This is a genomic window from Streptomyces sp. GMY02, assembly GCF_019056675.1.
GTDB lineage: Bacteria > Actinomycetota > Actinomycetes > Streptomycetales > Streptomycetaceae > Streptomyces > Streptomyces odonnellii.
Genome location: NZ_CP077658.1, coordinates 4,047,736 through 4,071,458, shown reverse-complemented (window position 1 = coordinate 4,071,458; position 23,723 = coordinate 4,047,736). Strand labels below are relative to the sequence as shown.

At 71.5% G+C, this 23,723-nt stretch carries 21 protein-coding genes and 1 pseudogene; 16 read left to right on the top strand and 6 right to left on the bottom strand.

Translation table 11 applies throughout. The features are described from left to right. Window positions 1-62 precede the first annotated feature (62 nt). Window positions 63-827 (top strand): SDR family oxidoreductase, encoded by a 765-nt coding sequence (locus KQY30_RS17025; protein ID WP_217307563.1) that lies wholly within the window; start codon window positions 63-65, stop codon window positions 825-827. Between the two features lie 197 nt (window positions 828-1,024). Here the strand turns inward: KQY30_RS17025 and KQY30_RS17020 are convergent, their stop codons facing one another. After that, window positions 1,025-1,429 carry a nuclear transport factor 2 family protein gene (locus KQY30_RS17020; protein WP_217307562.1) on the bottom strand — a complete coding sequence of 135 codons (405 nt, stop codon included), beginning with the start codon at window positions 1,427-1,429 and terminating at the stop codon, window positions 1,025-1,027. Between the two features lie 356 nt (window positions 1,430-1,785). On the opposite strand from KQY30_RS17020, the gene KQY30_RS17015 reads away from it, so the two are divergent. The 4 genes and pseudogenes from KQY30_RS17015 (at window position 1,786) to KQY30_RS17000 (ending at window position 4,249) form a co-directional block, all read left to right on the top strand. After that, window positions 1,786-3,126: a cytochrome P450 gene (locus tag KQY30_RS17015; protein ID WP_254407609.1), complete on the top strand. Its 1,341-nt coding sequence runs from the start codon at window positions 1,786-1,788 to the stop codon at window positions 3,124-3,126. 125 nt (window positions 3,127-3,251) lie between these two features. Beyond that, window positions 3,252-3,446: pseudogene (locus tag KQY30_RS17010) on the top strand (MerR family transcriptional regulator); the annotation flags it as partial. Between the two features lie 81 nt (window positions 3,447-3,527). Next, complete coding sequence (locus KQY30_RS17005) at window positions 3,528-3,773, top strand: CopG family transcriptional regulator (protein WP_217307561.1); 246 nt, start codon at window positions 3,528-3,530, stop codon at window positions 3,771-3,773. Next, the gene (locus tag KQY30_RS17000) at window positions 3,770-4,249 is read left to right on the top strand and encodes a type II toxin-antitoxin system VapC family toxin (RefSeq protein WP_217307560.1); all 480 of its coding nucleotides are present in this window, start codon (window positions 3,770-3,772) and stop codon (window positions 4,247-4,249) included. Before KQY30_RS17005 ends, KQY30_RS17000 begins: the two co-directional genes overlap by 4 nt. A 14-nt stretch (window positions 4,250-4,263) precedes the next feature. On the opposite strand, the gene KQY30_RS16995 is transcribed toward KQY30_RS17000, so the two are convergent. Together KQY30_RS16995 and KQY30_RS16990 are read right to left on the bottom strand one after the other, a co-directional pair. After that, window positions 4,264-4,914, bottom strand: coding sequence for an FMN reductase (locus tag KQY30_RS16995; RefSeq protein ID WP_217307559.1), 651 nt, complete (start codon window positions 4,912-4,914; stop codon window positions 4,264-4,266). A 2-nt stretch (window positions 4,915-4,916) separates the two neighbouring features. Further along, complete coding sequence (locus KQY30_RS16990; RefSeq protein WP_217311113.1) at window positions 4,917-6,041, bottom strand: LLM class flavin-dependent oxidoreductase; 1,125 nt, start codon at window positions 6,039-6,041, stop codon at window positions 4,917-4,919. 438 nt (window positions 6,042-6,479) lie between these two features. Here KQY30_RS16990 and KQY30_RS36505 point away from each other — a divergent pair, with 438 nt between their 5' ends. The 4 genes from KQY30_RS36505 (at window position 6,480) to KQY30_RS16975 (ending at window position 13,444) form a co-directional block, all read left to right on the top strand. Next, window positions 6,480-6,614 (top strand): DUF6126 family protein, encoded by a 135-nt coding sequence (locus KQY30_RS36505; protein ID WP_232789179.1) that lies wholly within the window; start codon window positions 6,480-6,482, stop codon window positions 6,612-6,614. A gap of 1,006 nt (window positions 6,615-7,620) precedes the next feature. Further along, a complete protein-coding gene (locus tag KQY30_RS16985) occupies window positions 7,621-9,051 on the top strand; it encodes a diaminobutyrate--2-oxoglutarate transaminase (RefSeq protein ID WP_217307558.1) in 1,431 nt (476 codons plus the stop codon). Window positions 9,052-10,286: 1,235 nt separating this feature from the next. Then, window positions 10,287-11,996, top strand: a complete 1,710-nt coding sequence (locus KQY30_RS16980; protein ID WP_254407608.1) for a pyridoxal-dependent decarboxylase — start codon at window positions 10,287-10,289, stop codon at window positions 11,994-11,996. Then, on the top strand, window positions 11,993-13,444 hold the full coding sequence (locus KQY30_RS16975; protein WP_217307557.1) for a lysine N(6)-hydroxylase/L-ornithine N(5)-oxygenase family protein: 1,452 nt from the start codon (window positions 11,993-11,995) through the stop codon (window positions 13,442-13,444). The genes KQY30_RS16980 and KQY30_RS16975 overlap by 4 nt, the downstream gene beginning before the upstream one ends. Window positions 13,445-13,632: 188 nt before the next feature. On the opposite strand, the gene KQY30_RS16970 is transcribed toward KQY30_RS16975, so the two are convergent. The 3 genes from KQY30_RS16970 to KQY30_RS16960 form a co-directional block, all read right to left on the bottom strand. Then, window positions 13,633-15,210, bottom strand: a complete 1,578-nt coding sequence (locus KQY30_RS16970) for a S8 family peptidase (protein ID WP_217307556.1) — start codon at window positions 15,208-15,210, stop codon at window positions 13,633-13,635. A 562-nt stretch (window positions 15,211-15,772) separates the two neighbouring features. Next, window positions 15,773-16,738, bottom strand: coding sequence for an ABC transporter substrate-binding protein (locus KQY30_RS16965; RefSeq protein WP_217311111.1), 966 nt, complete (start codon window positions 16,736-16,738; stop codon window positions 15,773-15,775). A 219-nt stretch (window positions 16,739-16,957) separates the two neighbouring features. Further along, on the bottom strand, window positions 16,958-17,665 hold the full coding sequence (locus tag KQY30_RS16960) for a TetR/AcrR family transcriptional regulator (protein ID WP_217307555.1): 708 nt from the start codon (window positions 17,663-17,665) through the stop codon (window positions 16,958-16,960). Window positions 17,666-17,851: 186 nt separating this feature from the next. Here KQY30_RS16960 and KQY30_RS16955 point away from each other — a divergent pair, with 186 nt between their 5' ends. The 7 genes from KQY30_RS16955 to KQY30_RS16925 all read left to right on the top strand — a co-directional run bounded on the left by KQY30_RS16955 (window position 17,852) and on the right by KQY30_RS16925 (window position 23,680). After that, window positions 17,852-18,880, top strand: coding sequence for an aldo/keto reductase (locus tag KQY30_RS16955; RefSeq protein ID WP_217307554.1), 1,029 nt, complete (start codon window positions 17,852-17,854; stop codon window positions 18,878-18,880). Window positions 18,881-19,128: 248 nt separating this feature from the next. Further along, on the top strand, window positions 19,129-19,971 hold the full coding sequence (locus tag KQY30_RS16950; RefSeq protein ID WP_217307553.1) for a helix-turn-helix transcriptional regulator: 843 nt from the start codon (window positions 19,129-19,131) through the stop codon (window positions 19,969-19,971). Between the two features lie 313 nt (window positions 19,972-20,284). Next, the gene (locus KQY30_RS16945) at window positions 20,285-20,743 is read left to right on the top strand and encodes a hypothetical protein (protein WP_217307552.1); all 459 of its coding nucleotides are present in this window, start codon (window positions 20,285-20,287) and stop codon (window positions 20,741-20,743) included. A gap of 83 nt (window positions 20,744-20,826) precedes the next feature. Beyond that, a complete protein-coding gene (locus tag KQY30_RS16940) occupies window positions 20,827-21,534 on the top strand; it encodes a SigE family RNA polymerase sigma factor (RefSeq protein WP_217307551.1) in 708 nt (235 codons plus the stop codon). Further along, window positions 21,531-21,950 (top strand): hypothetical protein, encoded by a 420-nt coding sequence (locus tag KQY30_RS16935; protein WP_217307550.1) that lies wholly within the window; start codon window positions 21,531-21,533, stop codon window positions 21,948-21,950. Before KQY30_RS16940 ends, KQY30_RS16935 begins: the two co-directional genes overlap by 4 nt. Window positions 21,951-22,112: 162 nt before the next feature. Beyond that, window positions 22,113-23,264, top strand: a complete 1,152-nt coding sequence (locus KQY30_RS16930; protein WP_217307549.1) for a helix-turn-helix domain-containing protein — start codon at window positions 22,113-22,115, stop codon at window positions 23,262-23,264. A 56-nt stretch (window positions 23,265-23,320) separates the two neighbouring features. Then, window positions 23,321-23,680 carry a hypothetical protein gene (locus tag KQY30_RS16925; protein WP_217307548.1) on the top strand — a complete coding sequence of 120 codons (360 nt, stop codon included), beginning with the start codon at window positions 23,321-23,323 and terminating at the stop codon, window positions 23,678-23,680. Window positions 23,681-23,723: the final 43 nt, after the last annotated feature.

Genomic DNA, 23,723 nt, shown 5'->3' with positions numbered 1-23,723 from the left:
GTCGTCCCGACAGACCGACCGACAAGCACGCGCGGCCGGGAAACGGGAACAGGGAGCGGACCATGAGTACGTACACGGGCAAGAAGGCCGTCGTCATCGGCGGCAGCGCCGGCATCGGACTGGCCATCGCCGAACGGCTGGTGGAGGGCGGCGCCGAGGTGCTGGTGACCGGCCGCGATCCGGGGCACCTCAAGGAGGCGGGGGAACGGCTCGGCCCGACGGCCCACGTCCTCGCCTCGGATCTCGCGGACCTGGAGGCGGTCGAGACGCTGGGCGGGACGGTCGCGGAGATCCTCGGTTATGTCGACTACCTCTTCGTCAACGCCGGAATCGCCAGGCTCGCGCCGGTAGAGCAGGTCACGGAGGAGATGTACGACCTCCACTTCGCGGTGAACACCAAGGGCGCCTTCTTCACCGTCCAGCAGTTGATCCCGCTGCTGGACGAGGGCGGCGCCATCGTCTTCACGACGTCCGTCGCCGACTCCCTGGGGGTCCCGGGGATGAGCGTGTACTCGGCGACCAAGGCGGCCCTGTGGTCGTTCGCACAGACACTCGCCTCGGAACTGGTCGGCCGCGGCATCCGTGTCAACGCCGTGTCCCCCGGCTACACCGACACACCCAGCATCGGAGTCCAGGGCATCACGGACGAGGAACGCGAGGAGTTCAAGCGCGTCGGCGACGCGACAACCCCGATGCGACGCCACGCCACCCCGGCCGAGGTGGCGAGCGCCGCGGTGTTCCTGGCGGTGGACGCGACCTTCACGACGGGCGTGAAACTGGCGGTCGACGGCGGCCTGGGCCAACACGTGGCAGTCCCCCGAACCTGACAGCCCAAGCCCCACCGGCGGCCCCATCCGGCGACCCCGCCTGGGGCCCCGCCCGGCGTGCCCACCCGGCGGCCCTGCCCGACTCCGCCTGGCCCGCCCGGCACGCCCGACGGCCCCACCCGACCCCACCGGCGGCCCCACCCGACGGCCCCGCCCGGCCCCGGCCTGCCTCCGACCGAGGCCGGGCGGGGGTCGGGTCAGGCCCTGGCGATGTCTCTGCCCGGCATCGGCTCCGCGAGCACTGTCCGCCATTCGGGCGCGCCGAAGGTGTCCGCGAAGTACTGCGTCTCGTGCACCACATGCCCGTCGGCGAATTCCGTGATGCTCACCGAGTGGGTGGGCACCCCGTCGTACGTGATGACACACTCGCTCACCCACAGATCCCCGCTGCCGACGATCCGCTGGACGCTGAAGTGCCGACTGGCGGGGTGCCCGCCACGCTGCGCCGAAATCGCCGCGCGGCCCCGGAACCGTTCACCCGACTGGGGGTAGTCCAGGATCGCGTCCGCGGCGTAGATGGCGTGCTCGGCTTCGGTATCCCCACGTTCCGATGCCCGCCAGTGTTCTTCGAGTGCGGCCCTGGTCCGGATATCAGGATCCATCGCACTGTCCCTTCTGCGGCTTCTGCGGCTTCCGCGGCCGACGGCCGGAGCGACCCGGGGACCTGGAAACGCTTCGAGACTCCCTCCCAGACTCCCTCCCAGAACCCCGAGCCGCGCGACCCCGGACAGTCCTTCACAAGGGAGCAAGCACGCAGCACGCGCACGCGTCCGTCCCGCTGGGCCCTTGCCCCGGGCATACGAACGAATGCCTGATGGACTTATGCCCGAACTGCGCCCATTTCAGTCGGCCCGCCGGAGCCCGACGGGTCGGCTGACGCACAAGGACTCCCTCCGGAAGGAGCGATGCGATGCCCAGAGACTTGCACGGGGACTGGCCCAGAGACTCGCACGGGGACGTGCCCACGGACCCGCACGGCGACTTGCGCTCGGTTCCACGGGCGCCGGGACGCCTGCCCGCTCTTGGTCATCTGCCGTCCCTGTTCCGGGACCCTCTCGCCTTCCTGGACTCACTCCGTACCCACGGTCCGGTCGTGCGAGTCGAGCTGGGCACCCTGCCCGTGTACTTCGTCACCACCGCCGACCTGGTCCGCGAGGTGATGGTCGCCCAGGCGCGCTCGGTCACCAAGGGGCGGCTCTTCGGGCGGTTGAGCCTGCTCGCCGAGCAGAGCCTGCCCGTGATGGACGGCGGTGAGGTCCACCGTCGGCACCGAAGACTGATGCAACCGCTGTTCACCCCGGCGCGGGTCGCCGACTACGCCCAGGTCATGGGCCGCCGGGCCAGGGAACTGGCAAACCGCTGGACGACCGGGGACCACATCCTCCTCGACCACGAGGTGGCCGACCTCGTGATGGGCACATCCATCGAGACCATGTTCCGCTCATCGATCGGGCAGCGCGTCGCCGCCGGCCTGTGCCGCGACACCAGGATCATCTCCAAGAACGCGCTGCTCCGGACGGTCTGCCCGCCCGCGCTGGAACGGCTGCCGTTGATCCCCGCGGTCCGCCGCTTCGACGCGGCCGCCGCCCGCATGAAGGCGGTGGTCGACGAGGTGGTCGCCGCCTACCGCAGCGACGGCGCCGACCACAACGACCTGCTGTCCACCCTGCTCGCCGCCCGGGACGTGGACACCGGAGCAGGGCTGAGCGACGCGGAGGTGCGCGACGAACTCGTCATGATGCTGCTGGCCGGCGGCGAGACCTGCTCCGCCGCGACGTCCTGGGTCTTCCACGAACTGGGCCGGGCCCCGCGGACGCGAAAGCGGCTGGGGGACGAGCTGGACACCGTCATCACCACCCCGGAGATCGGTCACAGGGAACTTGAGCGGCTGGAGTACACCGCATGGGTGGTCGACGAGGCGCAGCGGCTGCACTCGGTTCCCGTCCTGACACGGCACACCGTCGCCCCGCTCGACCTCGGCGGCCTCCGGATTCCGCCCGGTACGGAACTCGGGCTGAGCCTGCACGCGCTCCACCACGACCCGCACACGTTTCCCGACCCCGCCCGCTTCCTCCCCGAACGCTGGCGGATCCCTCCGCCCCGGCACACCTTCGTCCCGTTCGGTGCGGGAGGCCGCAAATGCATCGGTGACACCTTCGGCCGGACCCAGGTCCTCATCGCCGTCGCCACGTTGGCCGCCCGCTGGCGATTCCAGCCGGCCCCCGACCACCGGGTACGCGAGGTGTTCGCCACGGTACCGCGCCCCGACCGCCTCCCCATGGTCCTCGCCGAACGCTGAACAGCACCGGCACCGAGGGAGCCCCGCCGGCCATGCTTGACCTTCCTCCGTGGGGAAGGCCCAGCATCGGTGGGGCCGGGCGGAGCGCCCGGTACGAGGAAGGAAGCGGAAGAAGCGGAGGAAGCATGGGGTCGCTGACGATCGGCGCGTTCGCCCGTGCGTCCAGACTGTCCGCGAAGGCGCTGCGCCGCTACGACGAACTGGGCCTGCTGCGTCCGGCCCGGGTCGACGCGTACACCGGTTACCGGTACTACGAAGTGACGCAGTTGGAACGGGCCCGGCTGGTGGCGTGGCTGCGGCACATCGGTATGCCGCTGGCCCTCTGAGCAACCCTGGCCCGGGCCTTGGAGGGCGGGGCCGGATCCCCTGCGTCGTATGTATGTGTGCGGTACCATACCCGTATGACTCTGAAGCGGACCACGGTCTACGTGGACGAACAGGACCTGGCGATCATCAAGGAAGCCGCCACCCGTCGTGGGGTCCCTGAAGCGGAGATCATTCGACGTGGGGTCCATCTGGCGGCCATGGGCGAGCGCCGCTGGGAGGAACCCCTGGACATGCCGACTTTCGACAGCGGCGATCCCACCTTCGCGAACCGCGTCCATGAGGTTCTGTACGGCGATGACAGCACGGACCACGCGGCGTGATCCTTGTCGCCGACACGGGGGCGCTGCTTGGCGCGTACGACCGTGCGCACGTCCTGCAGAAAGACCTTCAGCGCGCGCTGGCGGAGGCCGGCCTGGTGGTCATCGCGCCGATGGTGCTCACCGAGCTGGACCATATGCTCCGCAAAGGCGTCAAGGAGCGCAGTGGCGGGCGGAGGCCGCATGAAGTCCGGCGGTTGGGGGCCGAGGAGTCGCGGCGGCTGCTCGACTGGATCCTGGCTCAGGTCGCCCTGACGCGATTTGTGATTCCCGCCGTCGACGAGAACATCCTCCGTTCGGCCAGCGCTGTGATGGCTCGCTATGCCGACCTCGCGGTCGATCTGACGGATGCCACCTGTGTGGCGCTGGCCGAGGAGTACCGCACCGACTGCGTGCTCACCGTCGACGAGCGGGACTTCCGCGCGATCCGGCCGCTCACCGCTCACGACTCCTTCCGGCTGCTCCCCTTCGATCGCTAGTGCCCTCGGCGGCGCTACGCCGGCCTTCCGAGCAGTTCCTCGAACGGCACCACCTTGGCCTCGGCCGGCTCGTCCGGCCCGGACGCCCCTGTCCGCGACCGCTCCTCACCCCGTACCGCCCCCACCAGCCGTCCGAACTCTGCGCCCGCGCGTTCGATCCGGGTGGGCAGGCCGCCGCCGTATGTGTCGGCGCCTGCGCCCCAGTCGTCCGTTGCCGCGTAGACCGCGGTCGGCAGGGGCAGGGCGTGCAGGTACGTGAAGAGCGGGCGCAGTGCGTGTTCCAGGACCAGGGAGTGCCGTGCGGTGCCGCCGGTCGCGGCGAGCAGTACGGGCGTACCGGCCAGCGCGTCCGGTTCGACCAGGTCGAAGAACGACTTGAACAGCCCGCTGTACGAAGCCGCGAACACCGGCGTCACCACGATCAGCCCGTCCGCCCCGGTCACCCGGTCCAGCGACGCGCCCAGCGCGGGCGAGGGGAAGCCGGTGACCAGGTGGTGGGCGATGTCGACCGCCAGCTCGCGCAGTTCGACGATCTCGACCTCCACCTCGCGGTCGGCGGCGGCCAGTCCGCGTACGGTCGCCTCCGCCAGCCGGTCGGCCAGCAGCCGGGTCGACGACGGTCTGCTCAGCCCCGCCGACACCGCGACCAGCTTCAACGCGCCCACGATCAGACCTCCTTGGCGCCATCGTCGGAAGCGGTACCAGCGGTACCAGCGGCACCAGCCGCACGAGCCGCCACCGCCGGATGCACCGGTCCCTCCGGCACCCCCGCAGCCCGCAGGCTCGCGAACTCCTTGCGCAGCACGGGTACGACCTCCTCGCCCAGCAGATCGAGCTGCTCCAGCACCGTCTTGAGCGGCAGCCCCGCGTGGTCCATCAGGAACAACTGCCGCTGGTAGTCCCCGAAGGACTCCCGGAACGTCAGCGTCTTGTCGATGACCTCCTGCGGGCTCCCGACGACGAGCGGCGTCTGCTCGGTGAACTCCTCCAGCGAGGGCCCGTGCCCGTACACCGGCGCGTTGTCGAAGTACGGCCGGAACTCCCGTACCGCGTCCTGCGAGTTCCTCCTGATGAACGCCTGGCCGCCGAGGCCGACGATCGCCTGCTCCGGGGTGCCGTGCCCGTAGTGCGCGTAACGGTTCCGGTAGAGGCGGATCAGCTTCTGGAAGTGCTCCTTGGGCCAGAAGATGTTGTTGGCGAAGAAGCCGTCCCCGTAGTAGGCGGCCTGTTCGGCGATCTCGGGCGAGCGGATCGAGCCGTGCCAGACGAACGGCGGGGTGCCGTCCAGCGGCCGGGGCGTGGCAGTGAAGCCCTGGAGCGGCGTACGGAACTTGCCCTCCCAGTCCACCACGTCCTCCCGCCACAGCCGGTGCAGCAGCGCGTACTTCTCGATCGCGAGCGGGATGCCCTGGCGGATGTCCTCGCCGAACCACGGATAGACCGGACCGGTGTTGCCGCGTCCCATCATCAGGTCGACGCGCCCGTCGGCCAGGTGCTGGAGCATCGCGAAGTCCTCGGCGATCTTCACCGGGTCGTTGGTGGTGATGAGGGTGGTGGAGGTGGAGAGGATCAGCCGCTCGGTGAGGGCGGCGATGTGGCCGAGCATGGTGGTGGGGGAGGACGGCACGAACGGCGGGTTGTGGTGCTCGCCCGAGGCGAACACATCGAGCCCGACCTCCTCGGCCTTCCGCGCGATGGTCACCATCGCCTTGATCCGCTCATGCTCGGTCGGCGCACGTCCGGTGGTCGGGTCGACCGTGACATCGCCGACGGTGAAGATCCCGAACTGCATCGTGCTCACCTCTCGTGGTTCCGGAGCCCGGCTTCCCGGCTCTTTGGTTGAATCTTAAACTGTCACCTCCAACGACACCACTGCACCCCCTATTCCTCCGCCGCCTCCGCCCGGCCGCTCAGGCCCGGCCGCCCCGCCCGGCGGCCCCTGCCCGACCGTCCCGCCCCTCAGGAACTCCGCTCGCGCGTCCAGTACCGCAACAGATCCGCTGCCATCACCGTGCTCGGATGCTCCGCCCCCAGCAGCCGTTCCCGGTCGGCGGTGACCTGCTCCCCGTAGTGGAACCACTAACTGGCACGGGCCTGGCACGTATGCGTGTGGCCTATGCCAAAGGCATCCACGCACGGGTAAGAGGGCCGCCTGTCACACCGCCGGCCGGTGACCTGTACGGGGTGCGGGGCCCTGGTCGTACGCTGAGGGGGACCTGATGGGAGGACTGTGGTGAGTAACGACGACGAGAGCTGGAAGGAGCGCGGAGTCGCCCTCCGCGTCTTCTTCTACATCTTCGGGACGCACCTCTTCGCCGGGTTCATCTGGCTGCTTTTCTACGTCGGGCAGCACGCCCAGAAGTGAGACCGCCCAGCCGCTGACCCAGTCGGTGGCCGCTCGCACGGCCCTCGGCGCGGGCCTGGTTGAGCAGGCTGATCAGCGTGAATCCCACCGCGATCAGGCCCAGGATCACCACCACGCTGATCCAGTTGCTCATGGCGCGTTCGCCTCCTCCTTCCGTCCAACGTACTCCCGCGCCGGTTTCGGCACTCCCGCGAAGGTTCCGCCGCTGTTCAGGGGTGCTTGGTATCTTGAACGGCGATGATTAGGTTAGGCACACCTAAGTATTCGGCATGTGCCGGCGGCCAACGCGTGCCGGGCGGCCTCACGTGTCGCGCGGTCGCGCACGCCGGGCGACGTGGCGCGCTGGGACGGGCCGCGTCCAGGCCGTGCGGCGTCCAGGCCGTGCGGCGTCCAGGACGGGCCACGTCCAGGACGGGTCACGTCCAAGCCGTGCGGCGTTCAGGACGGACCGCGCGTCCACGTCGGCCGGGGCCGGGGCGCGCCAGGTTCGGGCGGCTTGCGTCAACTTCGCCGTCAAGTCGGCCGTCAACTCTGCTCCTCCACCGCCCGTATCGTCCGCGCCGCCGTCAATTCCCCTGTGCCGCAAGCTGTTCGCCAACGCCCGGTCCCGATGCCCGGTCCGCCCGACGCCGGCCGGCAGCCATGAGGTCCGTCCTTTTCGCCCCCACCCGCGAGGTAGAGCCAGCCGTGCCCTTACAGTTCCCGTCCTCCGCCGCGCCCCGGTCCGCCGGTCCCGTCCCCGTGTCCGCCGCCCCCGTTCACGCGGGCGGCGAGGCGGTCGACGCAGCGGGTCGTGCCGCGTATCCGTGCCGGTGCGATGTCACTCGGTTCGGTGAAATGGCCGGACGGATGGAACCACCGGCCGGGGTGAAGTCCGTGCCCGAACCGGGCCGTTGGCTGATCGCGGACCGCGGGTGATCCGTACTCCCTTTTGCGCTTCCTTTCGCGTTTCCGTTCGAGCCCGTTCCTTTCTCCTGTCTCTCCCCCGATACCCCGGAGCCGTGTCATGACCGTGCCCCCCGTCACCCTGCCCGCGAACGGGCCCGTGCCCGCGAGCGGGCGCTCCGCCGGCTCTCCGGCCGCCCCGCCGGCCGACGCGGACGCCATTCTGGGGCGGCAGCGGGCCAGGGAGTCCGCTGCCCGTACGTACGCCCGTTCGTTCCCGATCGTCCCCGTCCGGGCCAAGGGCATGACGATCGAGGGGACCGACGGCCGCCGCTATCTCGACTGCCTCGCCGGTGCGGGGACGCTCGCGCTCGGGCACAACCACCCCGTGGTGCTGGAGGCGATCCGCCGAACGGTCGACAGCGGGGCGCCGCTGCACGTCCTCGATCTGGCGACGCCGGAGAAGGACGACTTCACGGACGCGCTGTTCGCGACGCTGCCGCCGGCCTTCGCCGACCGGGCGCGGATCCACTTCTGCGGGCCGGCCGGTACGGACGCGGTGGAGGCGGCGCTGAAGCTGACGCAGACGGCGACCGGGCGGAGCGGGGTGCTCGCGTTCACGGGCGCGTACCACGGGATGACGGCGGGGGCGCTGGCGGCGAGCGGGGGTGTCGCGGTGAGGGAACGGGTCGCGGGCGGCGCGGCGGAGGTGACGCGGCTGCCGTACCCGTACTCGTACCGCTGCCCGTTCGGGATCGGCGGCGAGCGCGGCGCCGAGCTGTCGGCGACGTACACGGAACGGCTGCTCGACGACCCGTCGGGCGGGGTCGTGCCGCCCGCCGCGATGATCCTGGAAGTGGTCCAGGGCGAGGGCGGCGCGGTACCGGCGCCGGACGGGTGGCTGCGCGAGATGCGGCGGATCACGGCGGAACGGGAGATTCCGCTGATCGTGGACGAGGTGCAGACGGGCGTCGGGCGGACCGGGGCGTTCTGGGCGGTCGAGCACAGCGGGATCGCGCCGGACGCGATGGTGCTGTCGAAGGCGATCGGGGGGAGCCTGCCGCTGGCGGTGATCGTGTACGACGAGAAGTACGACGGCTGGCTGCCGGGTGCCCACACGGGCACGTTCCGCGGAAACACGCTGGCGATGGCGGCGGGCGCGGCGACGCTCCGGCATGTGGCCCGGGAGGGCCTGGTCGAACGCGCGGCGACGGTGGGCGCGCGGATGATGGCGCGGCTGGAGGGGCTGCGTTCGGAACTGCCGGTGATCGGCGATGTGCGCGGGCGCGGCCTGATGATCGGGGTGGAACTGGTCGACCCCGAGTCCCCACGCGACGCCTGCGGCGCCCACCCGGCGGCCCCGGCCCTCGCGGACCGCGTCCGCACGGCCTGCCTGGAGCGCGGCCTGATCATCGAACTGGGCGGCCGCTTCGGCTCGACGGTGCGTCTGCTGCCGCCACTGGTGATCACGGACGAACAGGCGGACGCGGTCCTGGACCGCCTGACGGACGCGCTGTCGGCGGCGTCGCGGGACGGGGGCGGAGGGGAGTGAGGGGGCGGACAGGTACGGGGGAGGACGCGCTTGGCGGTACGGCCCGGGGCGCGGCTCCGGTCCCGGGGGCGGCTCCGGGCGTGGCTCCGGCTCCGGGCGCGGTCCCTGGTACGGGTATGGCCCCGGCCCCGGGTACGGACGCGGCTCCGGGTACGGCCCCGGGCGCGGCCTTGGCCCCGGGCGCGGGGGCGGCCCCGGCTCCGGGTACGGCCTCGGGCGCAGGCGCGGCTCCGGGCGTGGCTCCGGCTCCGGGCGTGGGCGCGGGGGCGGCCCCGGGTGCGGGCGCAGGCGCGGGCACGGCCCTGGCCCCGGGCGTGGGCTTCGGTACGGCCGGGCGGCCGGGTATCGGTACTGGTACGGCTCCGGGCGGGCCGCCCGTCACCGCGCTGTCGGGCGGGGCTGGCGGCGCGGATGCGCTGGGGCCGCTGGTGGACACGGTGCTGCTGGCGCTGGCGGAGGGGGCGCGCGGCCGGGGCGGGCCTGTGGCGGCGGGCGGGCCGGAGGAGGTGGCGGTGGCGGTGGCGGATGCGCTGGGCGTTCTTTTCCCCCACCCCGCCCCTTCCCGTAACCAGGGGCTCCGCCCCTGGACCCCGAACCCCGGGCCGTCCGCGCCAGGACCCGGGGTTGCGCCCGATGGGCGCGTACCCGTGGGCGGAGCCAGCGTTTCCGGGCCGCAGGGTTCGGGGGCGGGCGTCCCGGCTGCTGTGCCCAGCGGTGCGGAGGTTCCGGTGCCGACGGGTCCCGAGGGGCCTGCGGCCCTGGTACGGCGGGGGCCTGGGGCGGCTGCTCCGGCCTGCGGGGGCGGACCGAGTGGTGTCGACGTTCCGGCGTCGACGGGGCCCGCCCCGGACGGGGCCGGTGTCCGGGTTGCGTCCGATGGGCGCGTGCCCGTGGGCGGAGCCGGTGTTTCCGAGCCGCAGGGTTCGGGGGCGGGCGTCCCGGCTGCTGTGCCCAGTGGTGCCGACGCTTCGGTGTCGGCAGGCCCCGAGGGGCCCGCGGCCCCGGTACGGCGGGGGCCCGGGGCGGATGCCCCGGCTGCTCCGGCCCGTGGGGGCGCGTCGAGTGGTGGCGGCGCTTCGGGGCTGGCGGGTCCCGAGGGGCCTGCCGCCCCGTTTGTGCCGGGGGCAGGCGTTGCGTCCGATGGGCGCGTGCCCTTCGGCGGAGCCGGTGCTCCTGCGCCACAGGGTTCGGGGGCTGGAGTCCCAGCCGCCTCCTCCCGTGGTGGCGGCGCTTCGGTGTCGGTGGGGCCCGAAGGGGCTGTCGCGCCGGACTCGGGCCGTGCTTCCGGGCCGCAGGGCTCGGGGGCTGGCGGCACGTTTGGCCACGGTTGTGCCGGGGATCCGGGGGCCGGGGCGGAGTCCCCGGTTCGGGAAGGGGCGGGGTGGGGGAAAGAGCCCGGCGCGCCGAACCCCCTCGCCCAGCTCACCTCTCTCCTCGCTCACCACAGCGCCGACCCCGCCGACCCCCACTGCGCCGCCCATCTCCACTGCCCGCCCCTCGCCGTCGCCGTCGCCGCCGATCTCGCCGTCTCCGCGCTCAATCCCTCCCAGGACTCCTGGGACCAGGCTCCCGCCGCGACCGCCCTGGAGACCCTGCTGCTCAAGGAGTTGGCGCGCCTCGTCGGGTACGAGCCCGGCACCGCCGCCGGGGTGATGACCTCCGGCGGTACCGAGTCCAACCTCATGGGGCTCATGCTCGCCCGCGACCAGGTCCTCGGGGCCGCCCTCGGACGCCCGGTCGAGCTGACCGGGCTGGCCGGGCTGGCCGCGCAAACCGCCCAGGCCCCGAACCCCCAGGCCTCGCACGCCTCGGCCCCGCGCCCCCGGCCCCCGCACGCCCAAGCCCCGAACCCCCAGGCCCTGAACCCCCAGGCCCCGCAAGCCCTGACCCCTCACCCCCAAGCCCCCCACCCCCCAACCCCCCGCATCCTCGCTTCCGCCTCCGCTCACTTCTCCGTCCAGCGCGCCGCCGCTCTCCTCGGGCTCGGTGAGGACGCCGTCCTGTCCGTACCCGTCGACCATCACCTCCGTATGGACCCCGCCGCCCTCGCCGCCGCCCTCGACGCCTGCGTGCACCGTGGCGAACTGCCCATCGCCGTCGTCGCCACCGCCGGTACCACCGACACCGGCGCCATCGACCCCCTCCGCGCCTGCGCCGCGCTCGCCGCCCGGCATGGCGCGTGGCTGCATGTGGACGCGGCGTACGGCGGCGGCGCCCTGTTGTCCGACCGGCTCGCGCCGCTCCTCGACGGCCTCGGCCTCGCCGACTCCGTCTCGCTCGACTGGCACAAGCTCGGCTGGCAGCCCGCCGCCGCCGGTGTGTTCCTGGTGCGGAAGGCCGAGACGTACGCCTCGCTCGCCCGCCGCGCCGCCTATCTCAACCCGGCCGACGACGAAGAGGCCGGCTACCCCAGCCTGCTCGGCCTCTCCCTCCGTACGACCCGCCGCGCCGACGCGTTCAAGATCGCGGTCACCCTGCGGACCCTCGGCCGCGAGGGTCTCGGCCGGCTCGTCGACGCCTGCCACGATCTGGCGCTGGCCGGGGCCAGGGTCGTACGGGACCACCCCCGGCTCGACCTGTACGCCGAACCGGTCCTGACGGCCTTCCTGTTCCGCTACCTGCCCACAGGCCCGGGCCCGGGCCCGGGCCCGGGCCCGAAGCCGGACCACGACCCCGACCCAGCCCTCGACCCCGACCCCGACCCGTTCCGCTCCGACGAGATCAACGCCGCCCTCCGCCGACGGCTCCTGCGTGAGGGCCGCGCCGTCGTCGGGCGTACGGAACTGCCCGGGACCGGCCCCGGACGCGTACGCCTCAAGCTCACCCTGCTCAACCCGCACACCACCCCCGCCGAGGTGGAACGGCTTTTGGACATGGTGGTGGCGGCGGGCCGCGCCGAAGAGGATGCGGCCACGGTGAACGATCCCCAGGGAGACGAAAGATGACGATCAGTCAGCAGAGTCGGCACGCCAACGAGGACGCTGCCGGGCAGCGCGACAACTCCACCCCGTACTCCACCCCGTACGACCTGATCGGCATCGGCATCGGCCCCTTCAACCTCTCCCTCGCCGCGCTCTCCGACGCCGCCCCCGACCTCCGTACCCTCTTCCTCGACGCCAAGCCCGCCTTCTCCTGGCATCCCGGCCTGCTCATGGAGGGCACGGTCCTCCAAGTCCCCTTCCTCGCCGACCTGGTGACAATGGCGGACCCCACGAGCCGCTGGTCGTATCTGAACTATCTGCGCGAGCACGACCGGATGTTCCCGTTCTTCTTCTCGGAGCGCTTCCACATACCGCGCCGCGAGTACGACCACTACTGCCGCTGGGTCGCCGGGCATCTGCCGTCGTGCCGCTTCGACGCGCGGGTGACGGAGCTGGAGTGGGAGGAGGACGAGGGGGTCTTCGCGGTCACCTACCGCTCGTCGGCAGACGCAGGTACGGTCCTCCGCGTCCGGGCCCGGCAGGTGGTCCTCGGCGTGGGCACGCTCCCGGTCGTCCCCGAGCCCCTGCGCCCGCTGCTCACCCCCAGTGCACCGGAGCGCCGCGGTGCACCGGAACGCCCCGGTGAACCGGAACGCCGCGTCCTCCACAGCGCCGACTACCGCACCCACCGCGACCACCTCGCCACCCTCCCCGACGTCACCGTCGTCGGAGCGGGCCAGTCCGGCGCCGAGGTCGTGCTCGATCTGCTGCGCCGCCAGGACGGGAGCGGCGAGGGCGGCCCGTACGTACGCTGGCTCGCCCGCACCCCCGCCTTCGCGCCCATGGAGTACTCCAAGATCGGCCTGGAGCACTTCACCCCCGACTACATCCGCTACTTCCGCGCGCTGCCGGAGGCGCGGCGCGACCGCCTCGTACGCGAACAGTGGCAGCTCTACAAGGGCGTCAGCGAGGAGACGCTGGCCGAGATCCACGACGAACTGTACGAACGGACCATCGGCGGCACGGAACCACGGGCGGCCCTGCACCCCGGCGTCTCGGTCGAGTCGGCTCAGGGGTCCGCCGACGGCGGTTACGTACTGACGTGCCGCCACACCGAGCAGGACGAGGTGTTCGAGATCCGTACGTCGGCGATCGTCTCGGCGACGGGCTACGCGGCGGCCCGCCCGGACTTCCTCGATCCCCTGGCGAAGCTGATCGACTGGGACGAGAAGGGCCGCTACCGCATCGACGCCGAGTACCGCGTGGCCCTGGACCCCCGGGTGACAGGCGCGTTGTACGTCCAGAACGCCGAACTCCACACGCACGGCGTCGGCGCCCCCGACCTCACGCTGGGCGCCTGGCGAGCGGCCACGATCCTGAACGCGGCGGCGGGCAGACGGGTGTTGAGGCTGCCGGAGCGGGCGGCCTGGACGACATTCGGCTCGCCGGACACGAGGCGCCCTGGTCCCTGACCGGTCGCCCCCGCACACGAGGTGCTCGACGACATACGAGGTGCCCGACGACGCGGTACCGCACGTCGTCGAGCACCTCGCGAGTCTTACGGATGGAGCAGCACGAGAACCGGACCGAACCGGACCGGATCAGTGCCGGAACGGGGCCGAACCGGACCGGACAAGTACGAGAGCCCGGCCGGACCGCACTAGAACTGGAGCGCCCACGAGTCGATGTACCCCGTGTCCGCCGACGCGTTGTCCGACACCCGCAGCTTCCACGTTCCGTTGGCCACCTCCGAGGAGGCGTTCACCGAGTACGTGGTGTTGATGTTGTCCGCGCTGCCGCCGGTGCCGTACGCCTTGAGCGTGTAGGCCGAGCCGTCGGGGGCGATGAGCTGGACCTGGAGGTCACCGATGTACGTGTGCACGATGTTCACCGGCACGCTCAGCGCGGCCGGGGCGTTGCCCGCGACGCCGCTCACGGTGACCGGCGACTCGACGGTGGCGTTGTCGCTGATCGTGTAGTTGGCGGTGTTCTCGAACTTCGCGCCGGGCGGGGTGACCGTACCGCCGGGCACATTGAGCAGCCGGTTCGGCGAACCGGTGCCCGGGTTCGAGACGACGCCCGTGCTGGCCAGGGAGACCAGGCCCGAGGCGACCTGGGCCGGCGTGGCCGACGGGTTGGAGGCCAGGTACAGCGCGGCGGCACCCGCCACATGCGGGGTCGCCATCGACGTACCCGAAATGGTGTTGGTGGCCGAGTCGCTGGTGTTCCACGTCGACGTGATCGACGAACCCGGGGCGAAGATGTCCAGCGCCGTGCCGGTGTTCGAGAAGCTGGAGCGCGCGTCGGTGGAGGTCGTGGAGCCGACCGTGATGGCCTCGGCGACCCGGGCCGGCGAGTAGTTGGAGGCGTTCAGGCCGTCGTTGCCGGCGGCGACCGCGAAGGTCACGCCGGACGCGATGGCGTTGCGGACGGCCGCGTCGAGCGTGCTGTCCGCGCCGCCGCCGAGCGACATGTTGGCGACGGCCGGCTTGACGGCGTTCCGCGCCACCCAGTCGATGCCCGCGACGACGCCCGCCGTGGTGCCGGAGCCGGAGTTGTCGAGGACGCGTACGGCGACGATCTTCGCCTTCTTGGCGACACCGTACGCGGTGCCGGCGACGGTACCGGCGACATGCGTGCCGTGGCCGTTGCCGTCCTGCGCGACGTTGTCGTTGTCGACGGCGTCGTAGCCGTTCGAGGCGCGTCCGCCGAAGTCGCTGTGCGAGATCCGGACGCCGGTGTCGATGATGTACGCCGTGACGCCCTGGCCCGCCGAGTCGGGGTAGGTGTACTGGCTGTTGAGCGGAAGGTTCTTCTGGTCGATGCGGTCCAGGCCCCATGACGGCGGGTTGGTCTGGGTCGCTTCGGTGTGGAAGGTCCGGTTCTGGACGACGGAGGCGACGGCCGGGTCGGCGGCGAGCTTCTTCGCCTGCGCCTCGGAGAGGGTCACCGCGTAGCCGTTGAGGGCCTTGGTGTACGTCCGCTCGATGGTGGCGCCGTACTCCTTGGCCACCGCCTTGCCGGAGGCGGAACCGGCCTTCGCGGCGGAGCCGTTGAGGGTGACGATGTAGCTGTTGGCTATCGAGCCGGCGGCGCCGGCGTACTGGATCCGGCCCTCCTGCTGGGGGGCCGCGCTCGCGGGGAGCGCGGAGACGGTGCCGAGTACGAGGGCTGCGGCGGCTGCCGTACCGATTCCGGCGAGGCCGAGTCTTCGCCGGGCCTGACGCATTGCTGCCATGTGAGGGTCCTCCTCAAGAGGCGGTGCGCGGATGGGGTGACGATTGACGGTTGACGTGATCATGTCAAGCAAGACGGGATCGACCTGACATGTCCAGGGTGGGATGCCAACTCGGTGTGTCAGCCGAAAGATTGATGGCTGCGCGGGAATTCCACAAGGGGACGCGCGTAGACGTGACACGGCCGCCATGCGGTGGTCACGATCCGGAGCGCGCCGAACCACCGCCAAATGCCATATATCCGACGCCGTTTCGGCCCGCCCCACGAGACCGCCGCGGCCCCCGCTGCGGAACCCGGCGGCCCCTCACCCGTCCGCGGTTCGGCGCGGGCCGTTGCGCCGGGGGGCTCGCGAGGCCGAGGCCGCCGACAGCGGCCCGCCCTGGCCCGGCGAACCTCACCCGGCCGCGCCCGGGCCGGGCGCCCGTCACGCAGCCGCAGGCCTGGCGTCCGTTCGGCGCGGGCCGTCGCGCCGGGGCCTCGTGAGGCCGAGGCCGTCAGTGGCCGCCGGGTCCGGGGAGCGGTAGCCCGTCACTCGACCACCGGCCGGAGCGCCGGCGTATCCGTCAACGGGGCCCCGCCCCCGCATAGTTCTTCTCCATCGCGTCCAGGATCTGACCCGCCCCCGTGTAGCCGATTCCCAGCATCCACAGGTTGTCGTCGACCTTGAACGCCGTCTTCCGCTTCACCGCGTCCAGGTTCTTCCAGAGCGGCCCGCCGACCGTGTCCGTCTCCTTCGCCTTCTTCGGGTCGCCGTACGTCGAGTAGAAGATGACATCGGCGTTGGCCTTGTCGATCTGCTCCGCGCTCACATCCAGCGAGAACCCGGTCGTGTCCTGGTTGGCGGGCCGCCCCACCTGGAGGTCCTTGAAGATCGAGCCGACGAACGTGTCGTTCAGATACAGCCGCGTGTCCGCCCCCTCCACGAACCGTACGAAGCCCACCTTCGTCTCCTTCGCCTTCGCCGCCCCGCCCAGCGCCTCCGTCAGCCGCTTCACATGCGCGTCATAGTCGGCGACGACCGCCGCCGCCTCGTTCTTCTTGCCGAGTGCGTCCGCGTGGAGCTGGAAGTTCTCGCGCCAGGTCGGTCCGGTGGTGTCGGAGAGGACGGTCGGGGCGATCTTCGACAGCGACGCGTAGTTCTTCTCGTCCCGGACCTTGTTGCTCAGGATCAGGTCCGGCTTCAGCGCGGCGATCGCCTCAAGATTCGGTTCGGCGATCAGCCCGACCGGCTCGATGCCCTTGAGCTTGTCCGCCGGGAGGTACGTCGAGAAGGGCGCCTTGTCCACGACCGTCGTCGCGCCCACCGGCGTGACCCCGAGAGTGACGGCCGAGTCGAGCGCGTCGGTGTCGAGCACCACTACCCGCTCCGGCGCCGCGCCGACCTCCACATCGCCCATCACCGTCTTGACAACGCGTGCGTCGCCCTCTTTCCCGGCCGCCGCCGTGTCCGACGAGGACGCGGGCCCGTCCTGCTCGCTCCCGCCACAACCACTGAGCGATACGGCGAACGCGGCGGCCGTGGCGACCATGCTGATACGGCGGGCAAGGGTTCTGGGCGCAGTGGACCTGGGCGCGGTGGACCTGGACGCAGTGGACACGGTACGGAGGCCTCCCTGACAGCAGCCCGGACTCTCCCGGTGCAAGTAAGGCAAACCTAATCTCGGCCGCGCGATCGCAACAAGTCCCGTTCCCGTCACGGCGGATGAGCGGGCGGGATCGGAGAGAGGGCGAGCGGGCGAGCGGGGAGATCAGCGAGTGGCGCCGTAGCGCAGTCCGTCGACAAGCAGCGCGATCATCCGTCGCGTATGGCCGTTTGTGTCTTCCTGCGCGGGCAGGGTCAGATTGCGCGTGGCGATCAGCACGTCGTCGGGGCCGACGTCGGAGCGGATCTCGCCCGCTTTCGCCGCCGTGTCGAGGAGTTCGCCGAGGACGGGCATGAGGCGCTGCTCGAAGTAGGAGGGGAGGGTGTCGTAGGTCGGATCCCCCGAGTGCAGCGCGGCGCTGAGTCCGCGTTTCGTGGCGATGAAGACCGCGAAGCGCTGAAGCCACTTGGTGAGCGCTTCGGCCGGTCCGTACCGCGCCGAGAGGTCGGTCGCGGCTTCGACGCAGGCGTCGACTTCGTGGCGGAAGACCGCGGCGATGAGATCCGAGCGCTGCGGGAAGTGGCGGTAGAGGGTGCCGGCGCCCACGCCCGCCTTCGCGGTGATCTGACGTACGGGTGCGTCGACTCCCGAGATGGCGAAGACTTCCGCGGCGGCCGTGAGCAGGGCGTCGGTGCTGCGCTGCGCGTCGGCACGCACGCGCTTGCCCGGCTGCCGCTCGGCTGAGGGCTGCCCCTCGGCCGTCGGCTGTCCCCCGGTCGCAGACCGCCCGTCAACCGTGGACCGCCCCTCGACCGCGGACCGCCCCCCGGCCGCGCCTGCATCCGCTTCCCGGGTCGTGTCCTCGCTCACCATGCTCCCCTTGCTAACCGGAACGCTGTTCCGTATCGTCTAAGTCGAACGCCGTTCCGTTTGCGTCAGCGTAGCGCGCTGCACCGGACGCCGGCCATCCCGCATGTCACATCGCGCAGCGCACATCACGTATCGCACATCACGTATCGCTCATCGGTCATCGCGCAGCGCACATCGTCAAGGAGACTCATGAAGTACCGCACACTCGGCCGAACCGGCATCAAGGTCAGCCCGTACTGCCTGGGCGCCATGATGTTCGGCGCTCTCGGCAACGCCGACCACGACGACGCCGCCCGGATCATCCACAAGGCGCTGGACGCGGGCATCAACTTCGTCGACACCGCCGACGCCTACTCGCGCGGCGAGTCCGAGGAAGTCGTCGGCAAGGCACTCAAGGGCCGCCGGGACAATGTCGTGCTCGCCACCAAGGCCCATCTCCCCATGGGCGACGACCCCAACCAGCGGGGAAACTCGCGGCGTTGGCTGGTCCGCGCGCTGGAGGACTCCCTGCGCCGGCTGGGCACCGACCATGTCGATCTGTTCCAGATCCACCGGCCGGCGCCGGACACCGACATCGAAGAGACGCTCTCCGCGCTCACCGACCTGGTGCGCGCGGGCAAGGTACGGGCCATCGGCACGTCCACGTTTCCCGCCTCGGACATCGTCGAGGCGCAGTGGGTCGCCGAGCGGCGCGGTTTCCAGCGGTTCCGCGTCGAGCAGCCGCCGTACTCGATCCTGGACCGTGGCATCGAACGCGAGGTGCTGCCCGTTTGCGAGCGTTACGGCATGGGCGCCATGGTCTACAGCCCTCTCGCGAAGGGCCTGCTCACCGGCCGCTACCGCAAGGGCCGTCCGGCCGACACCCACCGGGCCGGCTTCGGCTTGAAGCACTTGGGTGACGAGCGCCGGCTCGATGCGGTGGAGCAGCTCATCCCGCTCGCCGAAGAGGCGGGGATGCCGCTGGCGCACCTGGCCATCGCGTTCGCGATCTCCCACCCCGGCGTCACCGCCGCGATCATCGGGCCGCGCACCATGGACCACCTCGACGACCTCCTCGCCGGCGCCGGGGCCGTCCTGACCGACGACCTCCTCGACCGGATCGACGCGATCGTGCCCCCGGGCACCGACATCGGGATGCGCGACGGGACCTACAACCCGCCCGCCGTCGAACACCCCCACATCCGCCGCCGCCTCCCCGCCGACCGCCCCGCCGCCTGACCCGGCGCCGTCCCGGCAGATACGCGGAGCCGGGGCCGGAAGGGGGGACCCGCGATCCGTGGTTACGCCCGTCCGCGGGCTATAGAAAGGAAGCAGCGCCAAAGGAGGCAGCGCCAGGCGAGAAGCAGCGCCACCGGAGCAGCAGCGCCGGGACAGAAGCAGCGCCGGGACAGAAGCAGCGCCGGGACAGAAGCAGCGCCGGGAGAGCAGCAGCGCCGGGAGAGCAGCAGCGCCGGGAGAGGAGACGCATGGACATCGACCGCACCGGACTCGCCGCGTTTCTCCGGCGCCGCCGCGAGCTGCTGCAACCCGAGGACGTCGGCCTCCCGCGCGGACAGCGCCGCAGGACCGGCGGGCTGCGCCGTGAGGAGGTCGCCGCGCTCTGTCACATGTCGACCGACTACTACGCCCGGCTGGAACGGGAGCGCGGCCCCCAGCCGTCCGAGCAGATGATCGCCTCGATCGCCCAGGGTCTGCACCTCTCCCTCACCGAGCGCGACCATCTGTTCCGGCTGGCCGGACACCGCCCGCCCGATCGGGGCGCGGCCGGTGAGCACATCAGCCCCGGCCTGCTGCGCATCTTCGACCGCCTGGACGACACCCCGGCGGAGATCGTCACCGAACTCGGGGAAACTCTGCGCCAGACCCCGCTCGGCATCACACTCACCGGCGACGCGACCCGGTACACCGGCCCGGCGCGCAGCTTCGCCTATCGCTGGTTCACCGACCCCGCCACCCGCGAGCTGTACGCGCCCGGGGATCACTCACTGCTCTCGCGGATGTTCGCGTCCGGCCTGCGGGAGATCTCGACGCTGCGGGGCCCCGGTTCCCGGGCGGCCCACTACGCCGGCCTCCTCCTCGCGCGAAGCGAAGAGTTCCGGTGCCTGTGGGAGAAGCACGAAGTCGGTGTCCACCCCCAGCAGGTCAAACGCTTCATCCACGCCGAGGTCGGCCTGATGGAGCTGAACTGCCAGGTGCTGCTCGATCCCGACCAGTCGCACCGCCTGCTCGTCTACACCGCCGCGCCGGGCACCGAGAGCCACGACAAGCTCCGGCTCCTGTCCGCCATCGGCACGCAGACGTTCCACTGAGCCCACAGTCCACTCAGTCCGCCATCCACTCAGTCCGCCGTCCGCTGAGTCCACCGTCCACCGATCGGACCTCGGGCGGCGCGTCACCACGGCCCCCGGCAACCGCCCGCATTCGGCAACCGCCCCCAGTCGCAGCCGCCCGCAATCAGTGACCGCCCGCAGCCGTGCGCAATCCGCGTGCGTACGGAGAGCGTCCGTTCCGCTGCGGAAAGAAATTCGCATCCGCTGCCGCAACCTCCGCCAGGCATGGACGTCTGTCGGGGTGGAGGCGCCTCCGGTCCACCCGATGCCGAGCTGATTCGAGGAACGAGACATGCCCGCAGACAAGTCCACAGCCGCAGAGACACCGAACAGTGCCGGTGCGGTACGAGGTGCCTTCCGCGGCCGGGTACGCCTGATCCTGGGTACCAGTGTCGCCGTCGCCGCGCTGGCCATCGGTGGAGCGATCACCGCGGCCCAGGCCGATTCGCCCACCCCGGTACCGTCCGTGCCCGCCAAGCCGGTCCCGGCGAAGCCGAAGCCCGTGCCCGCGAAGCCCGCGCCCGCCAAGCCGGTCCCGGCGAAGCCGAAGCCCGTGCCTGCCAAGCCCGCGCCCGCCAAGCCCGTGCCCGCCCCCGTCCCGGCCAAGCCGGCCCCCGGGCACGCCGAGCCCACCCCCGTACCGTCCGTGCCCGCCCCGGTCCCGGCGAAGCCGAAGCCCGTGCCCGCCAAGCCCGCGCCCGCGAAGCCGACCCCGGCCCCCGCCCCCGCGAAGCCCGCACCCGGCAAGTAGCAACTCCCCAGGGGGCCGCCCGGTGACGACCCGGCGGCCCCCGACCCCGGCCCCCGAACCGGCCCCGCCCGTCCAGGAGAACCATGAGCACAGCGGCAGCGACAGTCGCAGCCACCTGCCCGGCCCCCGCCCCGGCCCGTTGGCGCCTGCTGCTCCGCCGTCTCTCCGAGAGACTCGGCCGCTCCGAAGGACTGAGCCGCTCCGAGGGACTGAGCCGCTCCGAAGGACTCAGCCTCTCCGAGAGACTGAGCCTCTCCGAAAGATTCAGCCCGTCCCGCCCCACCACCGCGCCCGCACCCGCCACCACCCCCGCGATCGACGACCTCTACCACCACCGCCGGCTCCAGCTCGTCCGTCTCGCGCTCCTCCTCGTCGACGACCTCCCCACCGCCGAGGACGTCGTCCAGGACGCCTTCGCCGCGCTCTTCCGGCGCTACGGCGAGCACATGAAGGGCCTCGACGACCCCGAGGCCTACATCCGCACCTGCGTCATCAACGGCGCCCGCTCCGTCCTGCGCCGCCGCCGCACCGTCCGCGCCCATGTACCCGAGCGCGAAACCCATGTCCCGCCCGCCGAGGAGTCCGTACTCCTCCGCGAGGAACACCGCGAAGTACTCGCCGCGCTCCGCCGCCTCACCCGCCGCCAGCGCGAGGTCCTCGTCCTCCGCTACTGGTCGAACCTCACCGAGGCCCAGATCGCCCACACCCTCGGGGTCTCCAACGGCACCGTCAAGTCCACGGCCAGCCGCGCGCTTGACGCCCTGGGCCGACACCTGGAGGTACGTTCATGAGCCCCCGGCACCCGAACGGCCACCACCGGGCCCTCCCCGACCGCGACTCCGACCTCGAACTCCGGCTCCGCGCCGCCCTGGAGGCCCAGTCCCGTACGGTCGTACTCCCCGCCCTCCGCCGCGCCGCCCCGCCGTCCGCCGCGCACACGGGCCCGCGCTTCGCGTGGCGACCGCGGGGACCATGGAGCAGCGCCGCGGTCGCCCTGCTGGGCCTGGCCGCCGCGCTGCTGTGCGTACTGCTGCTCGTACCGCGCGAGCGCCCCCAGGAACCGGCTTCCCCGCCGCCGCTCACGCCCGCCCCCACCGCCCGCCCGTCCGGCCCCCTTCCGGCCCCGGCCCAACCGGTCCCGGTCCCGGACAAACCGGCCCCTCACACATCGGTACCAGTACCCGACCCGCCCGTGCACAAGGACTGAGGGCGCCGCCCGATCGACCCGTCAAGTTCCCGGACTTGACGGCGCCCATGCACACCGCGGGCATGGGTACCGTTCTGGGAGACAGGCCCGAACGGATGGAGCCCCAATGCCCTGCCGACCGCATGAGCACAGCAGGCCCGCCGCAGTCTGGGGGATGCGCTGATGCTGGAGGAATCGGAAGAGATCGGCCGACGCGTACGCCGGGCGCGCCTGCGCCTCGGGATGCCGCAGGCGGACCTGGCTTCAGACCTCGGGAAGTCTCAGGGCTGGGTGTCCAAGATGGAGCGTGGGCAGATCGAGATAGACCGTGTGGGGCTGCTCAACCTCATTGCCGCCAAGCTGCACGTACACCCCAACGACCTGATCGGCCGCCCGTACACGAGCAGTCCGGCGGAGAATCAGTGGCAGGTCGCTGCGGCGTCAATCCTGCGGGAGCTGCGCCGCTACGACCTCACACCCGTGTTCGACGGTACCCCTCGGCCGTCCGGTGAACTGTGGCGGGATATGACCGGACTGCACCGCCTGCGTGACGCCGCAGCCAGCATCGCGATCCTGCGCGCCTTGCCCGACGTGCTGCGCGAGGCCCGGGCTCTCGCCGAGGTCGCCACCGGGCACGAGCGTGAAGAGGCGTACGCCGTGTACGCGGTCGCCTGCAAATTTGCCCACACTGCCGCGCACGCGCTCGGACACCCCGAGCTGATCGCCATGGCGGCCGAACGCGCCGCGTGGTCCGCCCGCCTGTCCGGCGACCCTGTCATGCCGTCGCTCGCGGACTGGATGCGGGTGTGGGACATGTGGGCGACGGCCGATTGGGCCGACTCCCTTGCCCTGGCGGACAAGGCATTGACCGGTATCCAGGAGGACTACGACCGCGGCGACCCGCTTGCGGTGCGCATGTGGGGCTCGCTGCAACTCAGGGCAGCCGTAAGCGCAGCGCGCGGGGGGCGACCGTCTGAAGCAGATGACCGGATCGGCCTCGCGCGTACCGCCGCCGACCGCATGGGCGACCACCAGGGGCCGCCTGTCTACGACCGTCATTCAGTGACGTTCTCTCCGGGCAACGTACAGATTCACGCGATCAGCGTCGCTCTGGAAACCGGCGAACAGACCAAAGCACTCGCGATCAACCGTCGTACAAGCCGTGAGATGGTTGCCGCGCTGCCCAGCTCCCGTCGCGGACACCATCATATGGACCTCGCCCGGGCCTGGCTGTGGGACGGCAACCGCGACAAGGCACTCGCCGAACTGGAGTGTGCCGAGCGCATCGCCCCGCAACTCGTACGGAACAGCCCGCGACCGATGCGCGGACACTGATCAGCGCTGATTTACGGGCAACCCTCGCAGCGAACATGCGTGCCAAGTTCACCTGCATGACCGAGGATCAGGCGCACCGTGGCATCGGGCAGATGCTCGCCTTCCTCGCCACCGGGGCCCGAGACGAAGCGCCGCTCAGCCCGTCGCCCCTGGTCGATGATTTCTGGCACGCCTTCCTGCTCCACACCAAGGCGTATCAGGAGTTCTGCGCCGGCACGCTCGGGAAGTTCGTCCATCACCAGCCGGGCTTCCTCGACAAGCAGGAACACGGTGGCGGCAAGGCCCTGCGCGTCCGCACCATCGACGCGATCGCTGCGGCCGGATACATCGTCGACATGGAGTTCTGGCCGGAACTCGACATCGCCGACTGCTCGCAGTGCCATGCCAACTGCCACAACAGTCCGAAGCACGCTTGACACAGTCCTGCGGCCGGTCCCCGTTTTGTGCCACGCTGTGGCC